The following is a 19,443-nucleotide window of genomic DNA, read 5'->3' on the forward strand; positions in this document are numbered from 1 at the left end:
ATGGATCTTTTTGCCCGTAGGGTTATCGGCTGGAGTTTGTCAGCGAATGCCGATACAGCACTAATAAGCAGCGCTCTGCGGATGGCCTACGAGATGCGTGGTCAACCACGTGGTGTTATGTTCCATAGCGACCAAGGAAGCCAGTACACAGGTCTGAAATATCAACAACTTCTCTGGTGCTACAGAATAAAACAAAGCGTGAGTCGGCGGGGAAACTGCTGGGATAACAGTCCCATGGAACGCTTCTTCCGTAGTCTGAAAACAGAATGGGTGCCGACGGAGAGTTATGTAGGTAAGAAAGAGGCCCGGCAAAAAATTAATGATTATATAGTGAATTACTACAACAGTATCAGACCTCACCATTATAACGGTGGCCTGACGCCGGAAGAGTCAGAGAAGAGATATCATTTTTACTGTAAAACCGTGGCCAATATTACTTGACCACTACACTCTGGCGTCCGGAACTGAGCGTGCCAGTCTGTCCAGTTTTGGAACAACCAGGGGATCTCCCTCTCGTACTGCTGCCAGCGTATGGTCCAGACCGGGCCTCTGACGGTTTTAACCGGTGAGACCTTTGTCGGTGTAAATCCGGTTCAGGGAAACGCCCAGGCTGACGAGGGCTCCCTGCTGTGCAGCCAGATCCTGTCGGTCAGTAGAGCAGCGTGCATAGCCAATGCGTATTTCAGTCATAAATGTACGTTTAAGGGACCATCAAAGGTATTAAAACCGTACCATTTATATGAGACAACGTTATCCATGATTTAGCGTGGATGCATAGAACTTTTTTAGTGTTCGCTCAGCGATCTGTAGTGGTCAAGTAATATTGACCACTACAAATGTCCCCCGTAGCCTGGCAGCATATTTTTCTTAATGGCCATTACGCCTTTATCAGTGAAGGGAAAGAACTCGATCTGGACGCCATGATTGAGGGACTGACGTTGTCTATGGGAAGCCCGCAAAATTTTGGCGGCTTCCCGCTTACAACCCCCAACAGGGGGCTTGTGTAGGTGCCGCGGGTGAAATAGAGATAAAAACACTTGGCGGGAAGATCTTTGTTGGCGGGCGCTCAACCACCGTTATCAGTGGAGAAATCACACTCCCGACAGCTTAAGTACGACAAAAACAAAAAACCCCGCCGAAGCGGGGTTTCTTTAAATTTGGTCGGCGAGAGAGGATTCGAACCTCCGACCCACTGGTCCCAAACCAGTTGCGCTACCAAGCTGCGCTACTCGCCGAAATACTGCGGTACTACTTTTTTTTATCTGGTGCGAGGGGGGGGACTTGAACCCCCACGTCCGTTAAGACACTAACACCTGAAGCTAGCGCGTCTACCAATTCCGCCACCGTCGCTCATCAGATAAAAATTGGGGTGGCTAATGGGACTCGAACCCACGACAACTGGAATCACAATCCAGGGCTCTACCAACTGAGCTATAGCCACCACCCCTAACTTCTTACTACCACTGATGTTAACACATCAGCCTAACGCGGTAAAACACCACCGCAGCTCGACACCTAAAAAACTGGTGCGCCCGACAGGATTCGAACCTGAGACCTCTGCCTCCGGAGGGCAGCGCTCTATCCAGCTGAGCTACGGGCGCTTAGCGCCGTTGCGGATGCGGATATTACGGTAGTGTTGCCTAGCTGTCTAGTGGTTTTTTGAATTAAATTATCGTTTGATTACGCTTTGTTCAGTTTGAGTGAAGTTTCAGCACTTTGGTCTCTTTCTGTCCTCAAAGCTCCCCACGCCAGTGGTAACCTTGGTACTTTAACAACTTTAACTGGCGCTTTAATCGTGAAGGTTGCCTAATCAGTCTATACAGCCACTCTAGCCCCAATTTCTGCCAAAGTAGTGGTGCACGCTTCACTTTACCGATAAAGACATCATAGGTACCTCCTACCCCCATATACAGCGCATCAGGGTATACCTCATAACAACGCTGGATAAAAAGCTCCTGTCGCGGAGATCCCATCGCCACAGTAATGACTTTTGCTTGGCTGGCTTTAATGCGTTGGATAACGTGATCGACCTCGGCCTCAGTAAAATAACCCTGTTGTTGACCCACAATCGGTACCTGCCATTGTTGCTGAAGCTTCTCTGTGGTCTGCGCCAATACGTCCGGCTGGCTCCCTACCAAATAAACGGGTATGGATAGTGCGCCAGCACGTTGCATCAACGACTGCCATAAATCAGCCCCCGCTATACGCGTAACCTGGCTCTTGGGATACTTTTTACGTATAGAACGTACGATACTGATCCCATCTGGGTAATTAATGCCCCCGCTGGTCAAAATCTGATGCAATTGTTCATTCTGTTCAGCGGTTAATATCTTTTCGGCATTCAGTGCAATCAGACGCCCAGTATGCACTTGCAGACTTGGGAGTAAGAAATCGGTGAAGGCTTGCATTGAAGGAAAGCCATATACCGGGATCTGACGAATAATAAAACTTGGCAACGTTATCGGACGGTTACTCACAGATATCCTTTTGTTTTGAGTAAAAGGGACTCACGGAAGGCACTGACGTAACCCCTAGCCGTTGTTTGACGAGCCCTACGCGTTGTAGAAACCAAAATATGAGTTTAGTCACCATCAGACACAGCAGAAAAATAATCGCGAAAAAAACCACGCGCGAACCGAAGGCATCGAGTCCTTCACGGGCTAAAACGATCATATTAAACACCGCACCAAAACAAAAACTATTGATCAGCGCTGCGGTATAGCGATTCGGCTCTTGGCGAGCACGGTAGTAGAGACTATCAAAACCTTTAATTATCAAGCCAACTAACAGTGCCCCAGGCACTAAAGCGCCAACGCCTCCCATCACCAGTAACGAACCGATTAAGGTCGGCGATATTGCTAGACCTGAGTGGTTATCCAAAATCTGCCAAGTAAAATAATTGGCGCTATTTAAAATAGCTGATGGCCGGTCTGGCCATAACCAGCTTGGGATAAAAACGTAAAAGTCTCGCCACATCGGTGCTGGGCCTTGAAAATCGAGCTGCGAGTAGTGACTAAAGATCAGCCCTAGATTTTCCCAAGGAGAAAAAGTGTCGCGAGTCAGATAAAGGAAGGTGTACCAAGCCTCGGGGCCTGTAACATTAAGGTTATAGCGCCGCAAAGCTAACCAAAACATCCCCACTATCGACATAGCACCTGCGCCAAGTAACATCGATAGCGTTATCCATCCACGACTAATACCAATAAATAAAAACAGCGCAAAAGCGATGATAATATTGGCACGGGTTCCGCCCACTACCATATAAGTGATCAGACCAAAGACCACGGTGACAAAAAGAAATAAGCACCATTGCCGTAAAGTGGGTTTAAGGAAATAAATCACTAACATGCCCGGTATAAAAAAGTAAAAAAAGCGTTTTAACGCGACGCCAGACACTTGGCTGGAAAAAATCTGACTATAGGAGGTGAGTCGAAAAAGTAGTAGTCCGTTATGCGCAAAAAAGATCCCTAAACTCACCAGCGCTACCAGTACTAACAACCCTGAGAAAATACGCGTCTCTAAGCGGGTCATAGTAAAAAAACCTGTTACCGGAGCCACTGGCTTGCGCGTCAACCGTATTTTATAGGTCACATAGTAGATGGCATAAAACCCTGTTGCAGATAATAAGGCTTGCAATAAATAGAGGGGATCAACCACCGATTCCTGAAAACCAAAGACTAATATTGAGGTAAGAGGAAAGCCAAAATAGAAGGTCAGGACGAAGAGCAAAGAAAAAAACAGATGAAAATTAAAACGCTCGCGACGGAACTCTTTCACCATTACCGTTAAGATAAAGTAAAGAGAAAGCACATATACCAAGGCTAAGCCTGTGAACTGCCCACCCGTCATTATAACTCCATCCCTTCTAATCTCTGTAAAATATCCCGCCACCCCTGTAAATAGGCGGGTGAGAAAAACTCAATAGTCGCTTTATCGTGATGCGTTAATTGTTGGCGCGCACGCTGAATAATCTCTCTATCAATCGGGTCCTCATCAAATAACACCGGTAATTGCTGTGCAGCCAGATCACGCCAAAATGGGTTTTTACGACTTATCACGAAGGGAATATTTTTATCAATTAATAAACTGAGCGTACCAATCCCTTGCTGTCGCGCAAAAATGAAGTATCCCAAATGACAGCGTGCAACAACTGCTAAATACTCATCAAAATTTAACTTTTCCGTTAAAATCTCAACTTGCCCTGAGGGGAAGAGTTGTGAGGCATGTGTATTAACCCTCGCAATATAATCGTGATTATTATCAGGGTAGCCCATAGGGATAACCACCTTAACCTGCTGGCCAAAGCGCTGCGCTATCTGCGTTAATGCCTGACAATGTCTATTGGTCGGATCACCCGAGTTACCCAATAAAATCGTTAATGGCAGAGTCGAGCATTCCTCAGCACTGTTTTGCGGCGTTGTCGCCATTTTTGTCGGGAAATAGAGCTTATGCCCCGGTATCTGAGGGTATTTTTGCTGATAAACACTGAGATCGCCCAAGGTGGCATAGACGGCTGCGATCCGACCTTGTGCTCTGCGTCTTAAGGTATAAAAAAGCCTAAATTTCAGCGATCGCGACGCTTCATATAAATCTGCTCCCCAGATATGCCAATGCAATTGATGCTTTTTTATCTTACCACTGAGCAAAGCTAACCATAAATAGGGATTGAATTGGCCATGACAAAAGAATAGCGTTTGCCGATTTTTTGCTAATTGAGTGACCACATGGGCTAATTGCTTTTTCGACGCAACACACTCAATTGACAGGTTCGGAAATTGCTCAGTGAGTGCGATATCCTGAGTCACCACAATAAACTTCCTCGCTGGTGAACAAGGAACCTCAGTGGTTAAGACATGATTAAAAAAGGCTAACAACGTCTTGTTGTGGTGAGGGATATCCGCCCCTAGTACATGAATAATGGCCATTATTTTCGATACCAATAAAAAAATGCTGCAATAACTAACAGTAAATAACAGCTGTAAGTGGCACAATACGCTTGCACTGCACCCAACACACCATGCTCAGCAATGAGCCAATGACTGGTGGCCAATAATAAACAAAATTGTGTTACTTCTGTCAGGAGGTAAGCACGTAAACTTCCCCGTGCAATCACTAAATAGCCAAATACATAAGCGGCCACTTTGCAGACATCGCCAGAAAGTTGCCAGGCAAATAGATCTCGCATAGCCGTAAATTTACTGGAAAAGAGTATAGCGATAACCTGATCGCGTAATAACCAAACCCCTAGACTTAATATGATAAGTGCTGGGATAACACGCAATAATGTCTGTCGAATCTCTGCGGCAATTTCCCTCTTATCCTGCAAACGACTCAACGCTGGGAGTAACCACACACTAAAGGTTGCAGTAATAAACTGTAAATACGCATCGGAAACACTCGCAACGCCTTGCCATAACCCCACCGCTTGCCAATCATTATGGGTCGCCAGCTGATGGCGCATTACTACCCATGCAAGGGGCAATGTCACGGCTGTGATCCCTGTCATTAGCGTATACTTCAGTAAACGGCGCGCCATCACGGTATTCCAGCCTAGGCGTAGAGGCCCAAGTCGGTCTTGAGTTGACCGTTGATAGAAATATGCAGCAGGAAGTAACGCAATGGCTGGCACCACAGCCAAACCCACCAAGGCTCCGGCATAGCCGCCCAGAGACCAACAAACCAAGTAACCCGGTATAGCAAGAAGACAACCAACAATAATAATCATGGCATTGCTTCGTGCGTCCTTAATCCCCTTTAATTTTGCCTGTAAGAGATTTGCCCAACCAATACCACACTGCAAAAAAGCCAGATAACGGATGACCTGTGCATAGTCATGGTGACCAAATAACCCTCGGCTAATAGGCTCGGCGAACAGTAAAAAAAGCAGCGCAATCAGCATGCCCGCCCCCAATACTAGGGTCGAGGCGGTGGCCGAAAGCAGGCGTAACTGATGGGAGGAGTCTTGGTATTCCGCCACATAACGCGTTACACCGTTAAAAATACCGGCTCCAGCCATCACACTGAGTACGGTGATCAATTGCCGATAATTACTCGCAAGCCCGATACCTTCCGGCCCATAAGTGACCGCCAGTAACTTGATAATAACTAGCCCGATAAGAATCTTGGTTAGGGTTGAACTTGCGGTCCAGAGTGAGGCTCGAGCAAATGACATTAGGAGAAGAAGCTCAACAGTGAACCTATGACAATTTTTTGCTGGTTATTCGTCAAATTGTAATACATCGGTAACCGAACCAAACGTTCACTCTCCGCGGTGGTATAACGATCATCTCCGCTGAACTCACCAAATTGTAAGCCTGCTGGTGAACTGTGCAGAGGTATATAGTGAAAGACACTGAGGATCTCTGCTTCTTTTAACCAAGTAATCAGGCGATCGCGATCATCTTGATCACGTAATTTAAGATAAAACATATGGGCATTATGCTGGCAGTCCGCCGGTAGCGTAGGCAATGTAATCCGCCCCTGATCGGCTAAGGGCCGTAACGCATCATAATAATTCTGCCATAATTCCAAGCGACGCTGATTAATGACCTCTGCATTTTCTAATTGCGCCCAAAGATACGCCGCTTGTAAGTCAGACATGAGATAACTGGATCCCAAATCACGCCAAGTATATTTGTCGACTTGCCCACGGAAAAATTGGCTACGATTAGTCCCTTTCTCACGAATAATCTCAGCCCGATCAATTAATGCAGGATCGTTAATTAATGTCGCCCCGCCTTCGCCCCCTGCCGTGTAGTTTTTCGTTTCATGGAAACTAAAACAACCGATATGACCAATCGATCCCAGCGCTCGACCCTTCCAACAACTCATCACCCCTTGCGCGGCATCCTCAATCACGTACAGCTTATATTTATCCGCCAACGCCATGATTTTGTCCATATCACAGGAGACCCCTGCATAATGAACCGGCACAATGGCCCGCGTTTTCTCGGTAATTGCTGCTTCAATTAATGTTTCATCGATGTTCATGGTGTCAGGCCGAATATCGACGAAAATAATTTTCGCACCCCGTAAGACGAAGGCGTTGGCGGTAGAAACAAAGGTATAGCTCGGCATGATTACTTCATCACCGGGCTGAATATTGATCAGTAAGGCCGCCATTTCCAGAGACGCTGTGCACGAGGGGGTCAATAAGACTTTAGGCACATGGTAACGCTGTTCAAACCATTGCTGTACTCGGCGCGTAAAACCACCGTCGCCACATAATTTGCCGCTCTCCATGGCTGAATGCATGTACTCGGCTTCACTTCCTGTTACCGGAGGAGCATTAAACGGAATCATCTCTTTTCCTATAGAGCCAATAACTCGTAGACGTTAAACGCGCACCCTGACGCAAATAGAGACGCATCGCAGACAGGTTACTCAATTGGGTAGTGATATGCAGTTCAGTCAGACCTTTACTCCGAGCCCAATCTGCAGCAGCAAGCAACAGTTGATGACCTATTCCTGCCCCTCGGTGGGTACTCGCCACCCCTAATAATCCAATACGGGCAACACCTTCAGATTGGCGTAAACTGACAAATCCAGTGACAGTAGCCTGCTCATCAAGGCTGATTAAACATTGGTCATCGAAGGTTCCTTGCACCGCATTGTCAATCCATTGGGCATAAAACTGTTGCGTTAAGTGATGATCAAACCAAGGGGTCCGAAATCGACTTTCTGTAAATAGGTTGGCGGCCAGATGGCGTAATGCTTCGATATGAGTGGGTCGAGCGATACGAATACCCGATTGGCGCGACGTGTCAGCGATGGCGACAACCAGTTCAGCTTCCCCTTCAACTAACGCAAAGCCTTGGGCAGTCAGTTTATCTAATGACTGATAGTCTGTACTGGAAACCTTGGCCTGAACCAAATCCCAGTCAGCACATTCCTCTACGCTGAGGCGATCAAGTTGAGCCAGGTCGACTTTACCCACGCGCTGAGAGAAAAAAGTACTTTCCCATGCTAAAACGTTAATTGCCATTTCAGTTGCCCCAAGCACCACGGGTATCAATCACAAAGTCAGCCGTTAATTGTGACCTGCTTAACGCTTTGAATACCTTGTGGTCCGTGAGGAGAACGAGGATATCTGCGCGCTCAAACGCTTCATCAATACCGACCAAAGAGGCTTTATCTATAAATTTGTTAGGTAACTGATGAATATGCGGTTCCACCAATAAGGTTTCTCCCTGATGCCAGTCACAAATTAACTCGGCAACTTGCATCGCTGGGCTTTCGCGTAAATCATCAATATCCGGTTTGAAGGCCAAACCAAAACAGGCAATTCGAATATCAACCGCTTTCTTACCATTGGCCATTAAGCAGTCAGCTACCGCTTTTTTGACCTGATCAAGTACCCAGAATGGCTTACTATCGTTCACTTCACGTGCAGTGCGGATTAACCGAGCCAGCTCGGGTGACTGCGAAACAATAAACCACGGGTCGACAGCGATACAGTGTCCGCCTACCCCTGGACCGGGTTGTAAGATATTCACTCGTGGATGATGATTCGCTAATCGAATCAGCTCCCAAACATCGATATCGAGCGAGTGGCAGAGTAAAGAGAGCTCATTAGCAAACGCAATATTCACATCACGAAAACTGTTCTCAGTGAGCTTACACATTTCCGCCGTGCGCGCATTGGTCGTCACACATTGACCTTGCAAAAATAACTGATAGAGCTGGCTAGCCTGTACCGAACATTCTGGCGTAATACCCCCTACCACACGATCATTACTGACTAATTCGGCCATTACTTTTCCGGGAAGCACACGCTCAGGGCAGTAGGCAATGGCAATATTCGGCTGGTCGCTGTGTCCAGGGACGTGGAGTTCCGGTCGAAGCTCGGCAATCCATGCTGCGACTTGTTCAGTTGCGCCAACGGGTGAGGTGGATTCTAAGATGACCAAGTCCCCCGCTTTTAACTGTGAAGCGATCGCTAAGGTTGCATTCTTCACATAGCTGAGGTCTGGCTGATGATCCGCTTCAAACGGAGTCGGTACCGTAATCAGAAAAGCCTCTGCTGGTTCTGGTGTTACCGTCGCCCTTAAACGTCCTTCAGCGACATTTCTCGCCACCACGGCGGCCAATTCTGGTTCAACAATATGGATTTCACCACGATTGATGGTGTCTACGGCCACTGGATTGATATCAACACCTATGACTTGGCACCCCGCATCGGCAAGAATCGCGGCGGTGGGTAATCCTATATATCCAAGACCAAAAATGGAGACTGTTTTAGTGTGCATGCTCAACCCATGAGTGTTTAATAAATTCGACAATTTTTTGACAACTTTGACCGGTACCGTAAGGGTTCTTGACTTGACTCATCGCTTGCCACGCCTTCTCATCATCAAGCAACCGTGCCGCTTCCTCAACAATGGTTTCGCTATCTGTTCCCACTAACCGAACACTTCCTGCTTCAACGGCTTCTGGACGCTCGGTTGTTTCACGCATCACTAATACCGGTTTACCGAGTGAGGGCGCTTCTTCTTGAATACCACCAGAATCTGTCAGCACTAAATAAGCGCGATTCATCAACCAAACAAAAGGCAAATACTCTTTTGGCTGAATAAGATGGATGTTTTTTACGCCTTGTAATAGGCGTTCAACCGGCTCGCGAACATTCGGATTCATATGGACAGGATAAACAATATCGACCTGCGGGTAGCGTTTTGCTAAAGCAACGAGCGCCTGACAAATACGTTCAAAGCCGCCGCCGAAACTTTCCCGCCGATGTCCCGTGACGAGGATCATACGACGTCCTTGCATTAAATAAGGAAACTCCGCCGCGAGACGCTGTTCTAACGCTTTATCTCCGACAATTTTGTCGCGTACCCACAGTAGCGCATCAATTACCGTATTGCCGGTAACAGTGATAGCGCTTTCATTAATGTTCTCAGCTAAAAGATTACGTTTTGCATGCTGGGTCGGCGCGAAATGCCAGTGAGCAAGGTGAGTCGTCACTTTACGATTCCCTTCTTCAGGCCAAGGCGAAAAGAGGTTCCCCGTGCGCAGGCCAGCCTCAATATGACCCACTTTTATCTGATGATAATAGGCCGCCAAGCTCACCGCTAAGGTCGTGGTGGTATCGCCATGAACGAGAACTAAGTCGGGTTTATAATGTTGGAAAACATCAGCCATTCCCACGAGGATCCGGCTAGTGATATCACTAAGCGATTGCCCTGGCTGCATAATATTCAAATCAAAATCAGGGACAAGTTGAAATACATGCAGTACTTGGTCAAGCATTTCACGATGTTGTGCGGTAACACAGAGTCGAGACTCGATTTCCGTGGTGTTTTGCAACGCTTGCACCAAAGGCGCCATTTTAATTGCTTCAGGTCGAGTACCAAAGACTGTTAATACCTTCACGCTTTCCTATTCCTTTTTCTTTTCACGCTGGGTGAGGGCAATACCAGCACCAATAATGGCTCCCACTAGCCCCCACATCACCATCAGTAAAGGTAAACGAGGACTTTGGCGGCTAATAGGCGGCTCTGGTGACTGCAAATACGTCCAGCTGGTGAAAGGCTTGAGGGAGGTTGGGCCGCTTTGGAGCGCCGTTAATCGGGCTTGATCATGCAGCAGGCTATCCGAGGCTACTGGCCCCGTTTGCTCGATAATATTAATGGCAGCTTTCGTTTGATTATCACCAGATTGGGTAGCATCGTTTTTCAGTTGTTTCACCTGTTGGTCATAAGCCGCTTGTGCCACTGATTTTTCGAAAGCAATCTGCTGTTCAATCTTCGCAATTTCAGACTGCCAAGCAGCTGATAACTGCTGTTGGACTTGATTCATAACCTGCTGGTCTGTGAAAGCAAGATATTGTTTAAGGAGTTGACTGCTGGTCGCAGCATGCTCGGAGGTGAGCATTAGCGTATCGACGGTACCATGCAACTTATCTCCCGGTGCAAATTGAATACTTGCAACTCTTCGATCAAGCAGAGTTGGCGTCAAGGAGTCAGTATTGCCTTGTTGTAGCCAAAAACGACGGCGATTATCGACGGAGGCAACCTGCTGTAAAAAAGTTTGGTAAACCGCCTCCAACACACTATCTATATCGCCCATATCGCTGGTGGTCGCCGGATCAGAATCGGTACTGAATTGATTTAATTTCGATAATTCTTGGTAGTAGCGCGTGATTTTTGTTAAATCTGGGCGACTGAATTGCGCCACTGAAACCCATTTTTGCGAGGCAAACATCGTGTAAGCCCATGCAAGGATGATGCCCAATAACAGGCCCAAGCCGATCCATTTCTTACCGCGCCAAAGACGCCGCACACAGTTTTCCACATCGAGCTCGTTATCAATAGAAGAATGCATGATTTAATCCTGTGTTTGTCCATCACGTGCTTTACGGCGTAATTGCCATGCGCGTTTATTACGCCGAATACGTCGTGCCACACGCCACGCGTGCTTCAAACAGTACCCATAAACGAAGAAGGCCATGAGGAACAATAACATCATGAACCATTCTGGAATAAAGCTGAAAAACTCGCCCAACATTCCAATACCCGCTAAAATAGCAGCGGCTAAGGTAATTAATACAAAAGCTTGGCGGGATGTGAAGCCAGCACGCATAATCAAGTGATGGATATGCTGACGATCAGCGGTAAAGGGGCTTTGCCCCTTACGTAAGCGACGATACATAATGGCAACCATATCCATTAGCGGAATGGCTATAAGCCATAGCGCTGTCACTGGGCGTAGGGGATGATATTCACCTTGGCTAGCATCCAATAATACCCAGATTACCGTAAAGCCAATCATCGTACTGCCTGCATCGCCCATAAAAACTTTATAGCGTCGCCCGAGCATGCCTAAGTTGAGTAATATATAGGGAATAATTGCTGCGATGACGGCGAAGCACCAAAAGGCCAGACTGGGCTGACCTTGGTTGTAAAGAATTAATCCCAGCGCGCCAAACGTGACACAGGAGAGCCCACCCAACAATCCATCAATGCCATCGACCATATTGAAGGCATTAATTGCAGCCCATACCGCAAAGAGCGTGATCACATAACCAAATGGGCCAACACGAAGCTCGATGGGACCGATAATAAATCCCAAAGAATGCAGATAGAGATTGGCGACAGACATCATGACTATCGCAATAGTAGCTTGTACTGCAGCCCTAATTTTGACGCTTATATCAAATTTATCATCAATGACCCCAACTAATACCAATACCCCCGCGCAGCAGAGATATAACATATCATGCGGTTGATAATAATTGGTGATCAGGAAAGCAAAGCAGACCCCCGCAAACACGGAAATCCCCCCCACTAATGGTACTGTTCCCTGATGGCGTTTTCGAAAATTAGGCTTATCCACCAATCCAATTTTTTTAGCAACTTTACGTGCCAGAAAAAGAAAGATAAGCGAAAAGAGAAATATCAGTCCTAATTCAACACTCATATTGAGCATATTCACATTCAAGCTCTCTATCGTAACACTCGCGGAGTAAATCCATTTCAGATTGTTAATGCTATATGCATTAAAAAAAAAACGCCACGTAAACACGTGACGTTTCCTAACTTTACAATAAATCTGATCTTAACGCGCGGTTAAGCTTCTCAGAATTATGAACGTTTCATCATATCGAAGAACTCATCGTTGGTTTTGGTCATCGCCAACTTATTGATGAGGAATTCCATCGCATCAATTTCGCCCATAGGGTGAATGATTTTACGTAAAATCCACATCTTTTGAAGTTCTTCGGAAGAAGTAAGCAGCTCTTCTTTACGCGTACCGGAGCGATTATAGTCGATCGCAGGGAAAACACGCTTCTCAGCAATTTTACGAGAGAGATGTAATTCCATGTTGCCAGTACCTTTAAACTCTTCGTAGATGACTTCATCCATTTTCGAGCCAGTATCGACTAGGGCGGTAGCAATAATCGTCAAGCTGCCCCCTTCTTCAACATTACGAGCGGCACCAAAGAAGCGCTTAGGACGGTGTAACGCATTGGCATCAACACCACCTGTTAGTACTTTACCTGATGCCGGCACAACGGTGTTATAAGCACGAGCCAAACGAGTGATTGAATCGAGCAGGATGATGACATCTTTTTTGTGCTCGACCAGACGCTTAGCTTTTTCAATCACCATTTCGGCAACCTGAACGTGGCGAGAGGCTGGCTCATCAAAGGTAGAAGCAATAACTTCACCTTTGACCAGACGTTGCATTTCGGTCACTTCTTCTGGGCGCTCGTCAATAAGCAGAACCATTAAGACACAGTCAGGGTGATTGTATGCGATGCTTTGCGCGATATTTTGTAACAGCATCGTTTTACCTGCTTTTGGCGGTGCAACGATCAGTCCACGCTGACCACGTCCAATTGGCGAAGCTAGGTCTAATACTCGCGCCGTTAAATCTTCGGTCGAACCATTTCCCCGCTCCATGCGTAAACGACTGTTAGCATGTAAAGGCGTAAGGTTTTCAAAAAGGATTTTATTACGGGCGTTCTCAGGTTTATCAAAGTTAACTTCGTTGACTTTCAACAATGCAAAATAGCGCTCACCTTCTTTTGGTGGACGAATTTTACCGGCGATGGTATCACCTGTTCTTAAGTTGAAACGTCGAATTTGGCTTGGAGAAACGTAGATATCATCGGGACCGGCGAGGTAGGAACTGTCTCCAGAGCGGAGGAAACCAAATCCATCCTGCAGTATCTCCAGCACACCATCACCGAAGATGTCTTCGCCACTTTTTGCATGCTGTTTCAAGATTGCGAAAATAATATCTTGTTTGCGCATGCGCGCGAGGTTTTCTAACCCCATATTTTCACCCAGTGAAATTAATTCAGACACTGGAGTATTTTTTAATTCGGTAAGATTCATAGTGATGGGTTCTTGACTTGGGGTACTTCTTGAAATGTTAGTCATGAGTGGTCAGAAACGTCCCACGCCTGTTATAGATAATATCGTTTAGGTATCAGCCCTAGTCATTCATAGGAAGAAATGAGGCTGCGTAATTTATTAATTAAAGTGGAGATTCCACTGATGTTACCAAACCTGTCTATACACCGGGGGTGGACAACAAGTTCGATTAGAAATCTAGATTCTGACTACAGGTAAGATCGTAATGCAGTGATAGTAACTTAGCATGCCACTCAAGAGACGTCCAGTGATAGCGCAAAAATAAACCATCACTGGCATCTCGAAGAGCCTTAACCGAGGTTAGCGTTTAAAAACTCTTTTAGTTGGCCCTTAGACAGTGCGCCAACTTTAGTGGCAACCACTTCACCGGCTTTAAAAAGCAGTAAAGTTGGGATTCCACGGATACCGTATTTCGGGGCAGTTTCTGGGTTATCGTCAATATTGAGTTTGGCGATAGTCAGTTTGCCTTCGTATTCTTCCGCGATTTCATCAAGAATCGGAGCAATCATTTTACAAGGGCCACACCACTCTGCCCAGAAATCGACCAGGGTAACGCCTTCAGCTTTAAGTACATCAGTATCAAAGCTACTGTCGGTTAGGTGAACAATTTTTTCGCTGCTCATAGTTGGCTCCACAAATTTATGCCTGGTGAATCGGCTTCTGTTAAATCAATATAGTTAACTTTATTTCAATTTATACGCTTTCGTAAAGCGCCAATAAGCTGATATTCTACCACACTATGAGCAAAACACACTTAACAGAAAAGAAGTTTTCCGACTTCGCCCTGCACCCTACGGTGATTAATGCCCTTGATACCAAAGGCTTTACGCAATGTACGCCCATTCAGGCTTTAACATTGCCTTATGCTCTTGCTGGGCATGACATCGCAGGTCAGGCGCAAACCGGTACCGGAAAAACGATGGCGTTCCTTACGTCAACGTTTCATTATCTCTTATCTCGACCTGCTGCCGAAGGGCGTCAAGTCAACCAACCTCGCGCCTTGATCATGGCCCCTACGCGTGAATTAGCAGTACAAATTCATGCCGATGCAGAGCCATTAGCGCAGGAAACAGGCTTAAAAATCGGTCTCGCTTATGGTGGCGACGGCTACGACAAACAACTGAAAGTTCTTGCCCAAGGTGTTGATGTTCTTATCGGTACCACGGGTCGTATCATTGATTATGTGAAACAAAATCACGTCGACTTAGGTGCCTTACAAGTATTAGTGCTTGATGAAGCGGACCGGATGTTTGACCTAGGCTTTATCAAAGATATTCGTTGGCTAATCCGTAAAATGCCGCCAGCGACTCAGCGTTTAAGCATGTTATTCTCTGCTACATTGTCATACCGTGTTCGTGAACTGGCATTTGAACACATGAACAATGCGGAATATGTAGAAGTCGAACCTGAACAAAAAACCGGGCATCGCATCAAAGAAGAGCTGTTCTATCCTTCTAATGAAGAAAAGATGCGCTTGTTGCAGACGTTGATTGAAGAAGAGTGGCCTGACCGTGCGGTAATTTTTGCTAACACTAAATACCGCTGTGAAGATATTTGGGGTCATCTGGTCGCCGATGGTCATCGCGTTGGATTACTAACCGGTGATGTACCACAGAAAAAGCGCCTGCGTATCTTGGAAGACTTTACTCAAGGTAATATCGACATCCTCGTCGCAACTGATGTAGCGGCACGAGGCTTACATATTCCAGAAGTCACCCACGTCTTTAACTACGATCTGCCTGATGACCGTGAAGATTACGTGCACCGTATTGGCCGTACAGGCCGTGCCGGCGCTAGTGGGCACTCTATCAGCTTGGCCTGCGAAGAGTTCTCTCTGAATCTGCCGGGTATCGAAGAGTACATTGGTCACAATATCCCTGTGAGTAAGTACAACAGCGATGCACTCTTGACCGACTTACCGCCACCAAAACGTTTCTCACGTCCTCGTTCGCAAAATAACCAACGTCGTGGAAATAATAATAATCGTCGTGGTAATCAACCACGTAACAACAACCGTAACAAACGTACAGGTTAATCACCATGCGAAGCGCATCATCACTCCATGCTGCCATTGATTTGGGTTCAAACAGTTTCCACCTGTTGGTGGTGCGCGAGATTTCAGGGTCACTGCAGACGGTGGCCAAAATAAAACGTAAGGTACGTTTGGCCGCAGGGTTAAATGCGGACAATCAGCTCTCTGAAGAGGCAATGCAGCGTGGCCTCAACTGCTTAGCTCTATTTGCTGAGCAGCTAGAACATATCCCCTTGTCGCAAATTCGTGCCGTGGCAACCGCTACGCTACGTATTGCGACCAATGCCGATGCCTTCCTTTCCCGTGCTCACGATATATTAGGTTTACCTATCAAAGTGATTTCAGGTGAGGAAGAGGCTACGTTGATTTACCAAGGGGTGGCACAAACCACTAGTGGCTCAGATCAGCGTTTGGTTGTGGATATTGGCGGGGGAAGTACAGAATTAGTGACGGGCACAGGTACAAAAGCAACTGCCCTATTCAGCCTATCCATGGGCTGTGTCACTTGGCTTGAACGCTATTTCACCGATCGTTACCTGACTCGTGATAATTTTGAACGGGCTGAAGTCGCCGCACGTGCTGAAATTAGTAAGGTGAAAAAAACATTACTCGCTAAAGGATGGCAGATTTGTGTTGGTGCCTCGGGCACAGTACAAGCCTTGCAAGAGATTATGGTTGCTCAGGGGATGGATGAGCAAATCACTCTCGCTAAACTTGAACAACTAAAACAACGTGCGATTCAGTGTGGCAAGCTTGAAGAGCTCGAAATTGAGGGGTTAACCCTTGAACGCGCACTGGTTTTTCCTAGCGGATTATCTATCCTTTTAGCGATCTTTCACGAGCTCTCCATCACACGCATGAGTCTGGCGGGCGGTGCATTACGGGAAGGTCTACTCTACGGAATGATCACGCTTCCTGTTGATAAAGATATCCGCAAAAGGACGTTGGAAATCACTCAGCAGCGTTTTGCCGTGGACTTAGAGCAAGCGGATAGAGTCAAAGAAACCTGTGCTGCACTCGTTCAACAAATCAATGAAAGTTGGGGATTAAGTGAATATTGCCAACAGTTACTGTTTAGCACTGCAGCGTTACACGAGCTAGGATTAGCGATTAATTATCGCCATGGCGTAGAAAATAGCGCCTATTTGATTAGACAGTTAGAGCTTCCCGGGTTCACTCCTGCCCAGAAGCAGCTGGTCGCGGCTATTGTCATGAACCAGAAAGGCAATATAGACCTACCCAGCCTAAGCCAACAGAGTGCATTACCGTTGCAACAAGCAGAGCAGCTCTGCCGACTTTTCCGTCTAGCGGTCATTCTCTGTAGTACACGTTCGTCAGGTGAATTCGCTTCCTTTCACCTATCGGCAAAAGGAAACCACTTGGCGTTACAAATTGATAAGCAATGGGCAACTCGTCACCCTTATCGTTTAGAATTACTCCAACAGGAAGAACATCTACAGAGTTATGTCCACTGGGGATTCACGCTCACTTACTGATTGGATTTGGCACGATTTAACATATCTCTGAGTCCTGCGACGCGACTCTGGCTATTGATCATTCGCTGCTCAGTGCTGATCGCTTTTTTCTGGTCTTCGTATTGCAAATCATCTTGCGGAAGTTCCAATAAAAAACGACTCGGTTCAGGGCGATTGATCTCACCATACTGCCGACGTTCTCGGCATAAAGTAAAAGTAAGCTCTTTCTGTGCGCGCGTTATTCCGACATAAGCTAACCGACGCTCCTCCTCGATATTATTCTCGTCAATGCTACTTTGGTGTGGAAGTAGCCCCTCTTCCATCCCGACTAAGTAGACATAAGGAAACTCCAGTCCCTTAGAGGCGTGTAATGTCATTAACTGAACTTGGTCAAGCTCTTCATCACTTTCCCCTCGTTCCATCATATCGCGTAATGTGAAGCGAGTGACAACCTGAATTAAGGTCATCGGTTCATCTAATTCCGAACCTGAAAGCATTTCAGTCATCCACTGAAACAGGGTATTAACGTTTTTCATCCGCATTTCTGCAGCCTTGGTACTGGCTGAACTTTCGTATAGCCAACTCTCGTAATCGATACCACGAATTAAATCTCGTACCGCAGTAATAGGTTCGCGTTCACTCAAGGTGATCAGTGAGGAGAACCACTCCGTAAAAGCTTGTAAGCTGTTAAGTCCTCGTCCTGACAGCGTCTCGGCTAAACCGAGGTCAAAGCTGGCACGAAATAGGCTCTTACTCCGCAGATTCGCCCATTCACCCAGTTTTTGTAGCGTTGCCGAACCTATCTCACGGCGTGGGGTATTCACAATACGTAAAAAGGCACTATCGTCGTCGACGTTGGTCATCAACCGTAAATAGGACAAGATATCTTTAATTTCGGGGCGCGAGAAAAAGGAGTTCCCGCCCGATATTCGATAGGGAATACGGTTTTGTATCAATAGCTTTTCAAATACACGCGATTGATGATTGCCGCGATATAAGATCGCGTAATCCCGATAGGCTGTTTTATGAATAAAGTGGTGCGCAATCAATTCTCCCGCAACACGCTCTGCTTCATGATCTTCATTGTTAGTGTGGATCACTTTCAACGCATCCCCTTCGCCGAGCTGAGAAAATAATTTCTTTTCAAAAACGTGAGGGTTATTCGCGATTAAAATATTCGCTGCACGGAGAATACGTTGAGAAGAACGATAATTTTGCTCAAGTTTGATCACTTCCAATTGTGGAAAATCTTCTTTCAATAAAACAAGGTTCTGTGGCCTGGCTCCCCGCCATGAATAAATAGATTGATCGTCATCACCAACCACCGTAAAACGTGCCCGTGCACCCACTAATAACTTCACTAATTGATATTGACTGGTATTCGTATCCTGATACTCATCGACTAGCAGGTAGCGAATACGCTGTTGCCAGCGTTCACGAACTTCAGCATTATCCCGTAATAACAGCGTCGGTTTTAGGATCAGGTCGTCAAAATCGAGGACATTACAGGCACGTAGATGTTGCTCATACAGGTGGTAGCATGTTGCGAAGACCTGATCACGCTCGGATCTTGCTACCGCAGTCGCTCGCCCTGGGTCAATCAGGTCGTTTTTCCAATTTGAAATAGTCGACGTTAACTGCTGTAACAGATCTTTATCTTCTTGCAACCAAGGCTGAGTCAGCTCTTTTAATAAGGCGAGTTGGTCTTGATCATCAAATAACGAGAAGTTGGCCTTCATCCCTAACGCATTGACTTCGCGTTTAATGATCGCTAATCCCAAGGTATGGAAGGTAGAGATTTGCAGACCACGTGCCTCTTTACGACCTAAGGTCTGTGCAACGCGCTCTTTCATTTCTCGCGCCGCTTTATTGGTAAAGGTGACGGCAGCAATATGCCGTGCTTGGTAACCACTCTGTCTGATCAGCCAAGCGATTTTATTCGTGATCACACGTGTTTTTCCGGAGCCTGCACCTGCTAAGACTAAACAGGGGCCGGTTACGGCTTCTACCGCGTGCTGCTGGCTGGGATTAAGACGCATAAAAAAATCGCTCA

The 19,443-nt window shown here is 46.6% G+C and carries 17 protein-coding genes, 4 tRNA genes and 1 pseudogene; 4 read left to right on the forward strand and 18 right to left on the reverse strand.

Annotated elements, in window-relative coordinates; genetic code table 11:
* The coding region (locus tag HH682_RS10305; RefSeq protein WP_214237477.1) for an IS3 family transposase at positions 1–441 on the forward strand (441 nt) is incomplete at its 5' end.
* Positions 442–450: 9 nt separating this feature from the next.
* On the opposite strand, the pseudogene HH682_RS10310 reads toward HH682_RS10305, so the two are convergent.
* Positions 451–690: pseudogene (locus tag HH682_RS10310) on the reverse strand (recombinase family protein); the annotation flags it as partial.
* Between the two features lie 146 nt (positions 691–836).
* On the opposite strand from HH682_RS10310, the gene HH682_RS10315 reads away from it, so the two are divergent.
* Positions 837–1,007 carry a hypothetical protein gene (locus HH682_RS10315; RefSeq protein ID WP_214237478.1) on the forward strand — a complete coding sequence of 57 codons (171 nt, stop codon included), beginning with the start codon at positions 837–839 and terminating at the stop codon, positions 1,005–1,007.
* A gap of 151 nt (positions 1,008–1,158) precedes the next feature.
* Here the strand turns inward: HH682_RS10315 and HH682_RS10320 are convergent.
* The 16 genes from HH682_RS10320 to trxA all read right to left on the reverse strand — a co-directional run bounded on the left by HH682_RS10320 (position 1,159) and on the right by trxA (position 14,506).
* Positions 1,159–1,235, reverse strand: a tRNA-Pro gene (locus HH682_RS10320).
* 28 nt (positions 1,236–1,263) lie between these two features.
* Positions 1,264–1,350, reverse strand: a tRNA-Leu gene (locus HH682_RS10325).
* Between the two features lie 15 nt (positions 1,351–1,365).
* Positions 1,366–1,441 (reverse strand) — tRNA-His (locus tag HH682_RS10330).
* An 83-nt stretch (positions 1,442–1,524) separates the two neighbouring features.
* Positions 1,525–1,601, reverse strand: a tRNA-Arg gene (locus HH682_RS10335).
* Positions 1,602–1,733: 132 nt separating this feature from the next.
* Positions 1,734–2,483 (reverse strand): lipopolysaccharide N-acetylmannosaminouronosyltransferase, encoded by a 750-nt coding sequence (wecG, locus tag HH682_RS10340; RefSeq protein WP_420826204.1) that lies wholly within the window; start codon positions 2,481–2,483, stop codon positions 1,734–1,736.
* Positions 2,470–3,849, reverse strand: coding sequence for an ECA oligosaccharide polymerase (gene wzyE / locus HH682_RS10345; protein WP_214237480.1), 1,380 nt, complete (start codon positions 3,847–3,849; stop codon positions 2,470–2,472). The genes wecG and wzyE overlap by 14 nt, the downstream gene beginning before the upstream one ends.
* Positions 3,849–4,925 (reverse strand): TDP-N-acetylfucosamine:lipid II N-acetylfucosaminyltransferase, encoded by a 1,077-nt coding sequence (gene wecF, locus HH682_RS10350; RefSeq protein ID WP_214237481.1) that lies wholly within the window; start codon positions 4,923–4,925, stop codon positions 3,849–3,851. Before wecF ends, wzyE begins: the two co-directional genes overlap by 1 nt.
* Entirely contained in the window at positions 4,925–6,172 is a 1,248-nt protein-coding gene (gene wzxE / locus HH682_RS10355) for a lipid III flippase WzxE (RefSeq protein WP_214237482.1), read from the reverse strand. The genes wecF and wzxE overlap by 1 nt, the downstream gene beginning before the upstream one ends.
* Positions 6,172–7,302 carry a dTDP-4-amino-4,6-dideoxygalactose transaminase gene (gene rffA / locus HH682_RS10360; RefSeq protein WP_214237483.1) on the reverse strand — a complete coding sequence of 377 codons (1,131 nt, stop codon included), beginning with the start codon at positions 7,300–7,302 and terminating at the stop codon, positions 6,172–6,174. Before rffA ends, wzxE begins: the two co-directional genes overlap by 1 nt.
* Positions 7,289–7,984, reverse strand: a complete 696-nt coding sequence (gene rffC, locus HH682_RS10365) for a dTDP-4-amino-4,6-dideoxy-D-galactose acyltransferase (RefSeq protein WP_214237484.1) — start codon at positions 7,982–7,984, stop codon at positions 7,289–7,291. Before rffC ends, rffA begins: the two co-directional genes overlap by 14 nt.
* A 1-nt stretch (position 7,985) precedes the next feature.
* Positions 7,986–9,248 carry a UDP-N-acetyl-D-mannosamine dehydrogenase gene (wecC, locus tag HH682_RS10370; RefSeq protein ID WP_214237485.1) on the reverse strand — a complete coding sequence of 421 codons (1,263 nt, stop codon included), beginning with the start codon at positions 9,246–9,248 and terminating at the stop codon, positions 7,986–7,988.
* Entirely contained in the window at positions 9,238–10,374 is a 1,137-nt protein-coding gene (wecB, locus tag HH682_RS10375) for a non-hydrolyzing UDP-N-acetylglucosamine 2-epimerase (protein ID WP_214237486.1), read from the reverse strand. The genes wecC and wecB overlap by 11 nt, the downstream gene beginning before the upstream one ends.
* A 6-nt stretch (positions 10,375–10,380) precedes the next feature.
* Positions 10,381–11,325 carry a Wzz/FepE/Etk N-terminal domain-containing protein gene (locus HH682_RS10380; RefSeq protein WP_214237487.1) on the reverse strand — a complete coding sequence of 315 codons (945 nt, stop codon included), beginning with the start codon at positions 11,323–11,325 and terminating at the stop codon, positions 10,381–10,383.
* Positions 11,326–11,328: 3 nt separating this feature from the next.
* Positions 11,329–12,420: a UDP-N-acetylglucosamine--undecaprenyl-phosphate N-acetylglucosaminephosphotransferase gene (gene wecA, locus HH682_RS10385; protein WP_214237558.1), complete on the reverse strand. Its 1,092-nt coding sequence runs from the start codon at positions 12,418–12,420 to the stop codon at positions 11,329–11,331.
* A 164-nt stretch (positions 12,421–12,584) separates the two neighbouring features.
* Positions 12,585–13,844 (reverse strand): transcription termination factor Rho, encoded by a 1,260-nt coding sequence (gene rho, locus HH682_RS10390; RefSeq protein WP_214237488.1) that lies wholly within the window; start codon positions 13,842–13,844, stop codon positions 12,585–12,587.
* Positions 13,845–14,173: 329 nt separating this feature from the next.
* Positions 14,174–14,506 carry a thioredoxin TrxA gene (gene trxA / locus HH682_RS10395; RefSeq protein ID WP_214237489.1) on the reverse strand — a complete coding sequence of 111 codons (333 nt, stop codon included), beginning with the start codon at positions 14,504–14,506 and terminating at the stop codon, positions 14,174–14,176.
* 116 nt (positions 14,507–14,622) lie between these two features.
* Between trxA and rhlB the strand changes: the two genes are divergently transcribed.
* Both rhlB and gppA read left to right on the forward strand, forming a co-directional pair.
* Positions 14,623–15,918, forward strand: coding sequence for an ATP-dependent RNA helicase RhlB (rhlB, locus tag HH682_RS10400; RefSeq protein WP_214237490.1), 1,296 nt, complete (start codon positions 14,623–14,625; stop codon positions 15,916–15,918).
* A gap of 5 nt (positions 15,919–15,923) precedes the next feature.
* Positions 15,924–17,411, forward strand: a complete 1,488-nt coding sequence (gppA, locus tag HH682_RS10405) for a guanosine-5'-triphosphate,3'-diphosphate diphosphatase (protein ID WP_214237491.1) — start codon at positions 15,924–15,926, stop codon at positions 17,409–17,411.
* Here gppA and rep read toward each other — a convergent pair.
* A complete protein-coding gene (gene rep, locus HH682_RS10410; RefSeq protein ID WP_214237492.1) occupies positions 17,405–19,429 on the reverse strand; it encodes a DNA helicase Rep in 2,025 nt (674 codons plus the stop codon). The two genes, gppA and rep, sit on opposite strands and share 7 nt — an antisense overlap.
* Positions 19,430–19,443: the final 14 nt, after the last annotated feature.

The organism is Rosenbergiella gaditana (assembly GCF_018494065.1).
Classification (GTDB): domain Bacteria; phylum Pseudomonadota; class Gammaproteobacteria; order Enterobacterales; family Enterobacteriaceae; genus Rosenbergiella; species Rosenbergiella gaditana.

Bases quoted from the DNA above. Each gene is read 5' to 3' on its own strand.
- HH682_RS10315 (WP_214237478.1), top strand. From the start codon at position 837: ATGTCCCCCGTAGCCTGGCAGCATATTTTTCTTAATGGCCATTACGCC.
- wzyE (WP_214237480.1), bottom strand. From the start codon at position 3,849: ATGACGGGTGGGCAGTTCACAGGCTTAGCCTTGGTATATGTGCTTTCT.
- wecF (WP_214237481.1), bottom strand. From the start codon at position 4,925: ATGGCCATTATTCATGTACTAGGGGCGGATATCCCTCACCACAACAAG.
- wzxE (WP_214237482.1), bottom strand. From the start codon at position 6,172: ATGTCATTTGCTCGAGCCTCACTCTGGACCGCAAGTTCAACCCTAACC.
- rffA (WP_214237483.1), bottom strand. From the start codon at position 7,302: ATGATTCCGTTTAATGCTCCTCCGGTAACAGGAAGTGAAGCCGAGTAC.
- rffC (WP_214237484.1), bottom strand. From the start codon at position 7,984: ATGGCAATTAACGTTTTAGCATGGGAAAGTACTTTTTTCTCTCAGCGC.
- wecC (WP_214237485.1), bottom strand. From the start codon at position 9,248: ATGCACACTAAAACAGTCTCCATTTTTGGTCTTGGATATATAGGATTA.
- HH682_RS10380 (WP_214237487.1), bottom strand. From the start codon at position 11,325: ATGCATTCTTCTATTGATAACGAGCTCGATGTGGAAAACTGTGTGCGG.
- wecA (WP_214237558.1), bottom strand. From the start codon at position 12,420: ATGAGTGTTGAATTAGGACTGATATTTCTCTTTTCGCTTATCTTTCTT.
- rho (WP_214237488.1), bottom strand. From the start codon at position 13,844: ATGAATCTTACCGAATTAAAAAATACTCCAGTGTCTGAATTAATTTCA.
- trxA (WP_214237489.1), bottom strand. From the start codon at position 14,506: ATGAGCAGCGAAAAAATTGTTCACCTAACCGACAGTAGCTTTGATACT.
- rhlB (WP_214237490.1), top strand. From the start codon at position 14,623: ATGAGCAAAACACACTTAACAGAAAAGAAGTTTTCCGACTTCGCCCTG.
- gppA (WP_214237491.1), top strand. From the start codon at position 15,924: ATGCGAAGCGCATCATCACTCCATGCTGCCATTGATTTGGGTTCAAAC.
- rep (WP_214237492.1), bottom strand. From the start codon at position 19,429: ATGCGTCTTAATCCCAGCCAGCAGCACGCGGTAGAAGCCGTAACCGGC.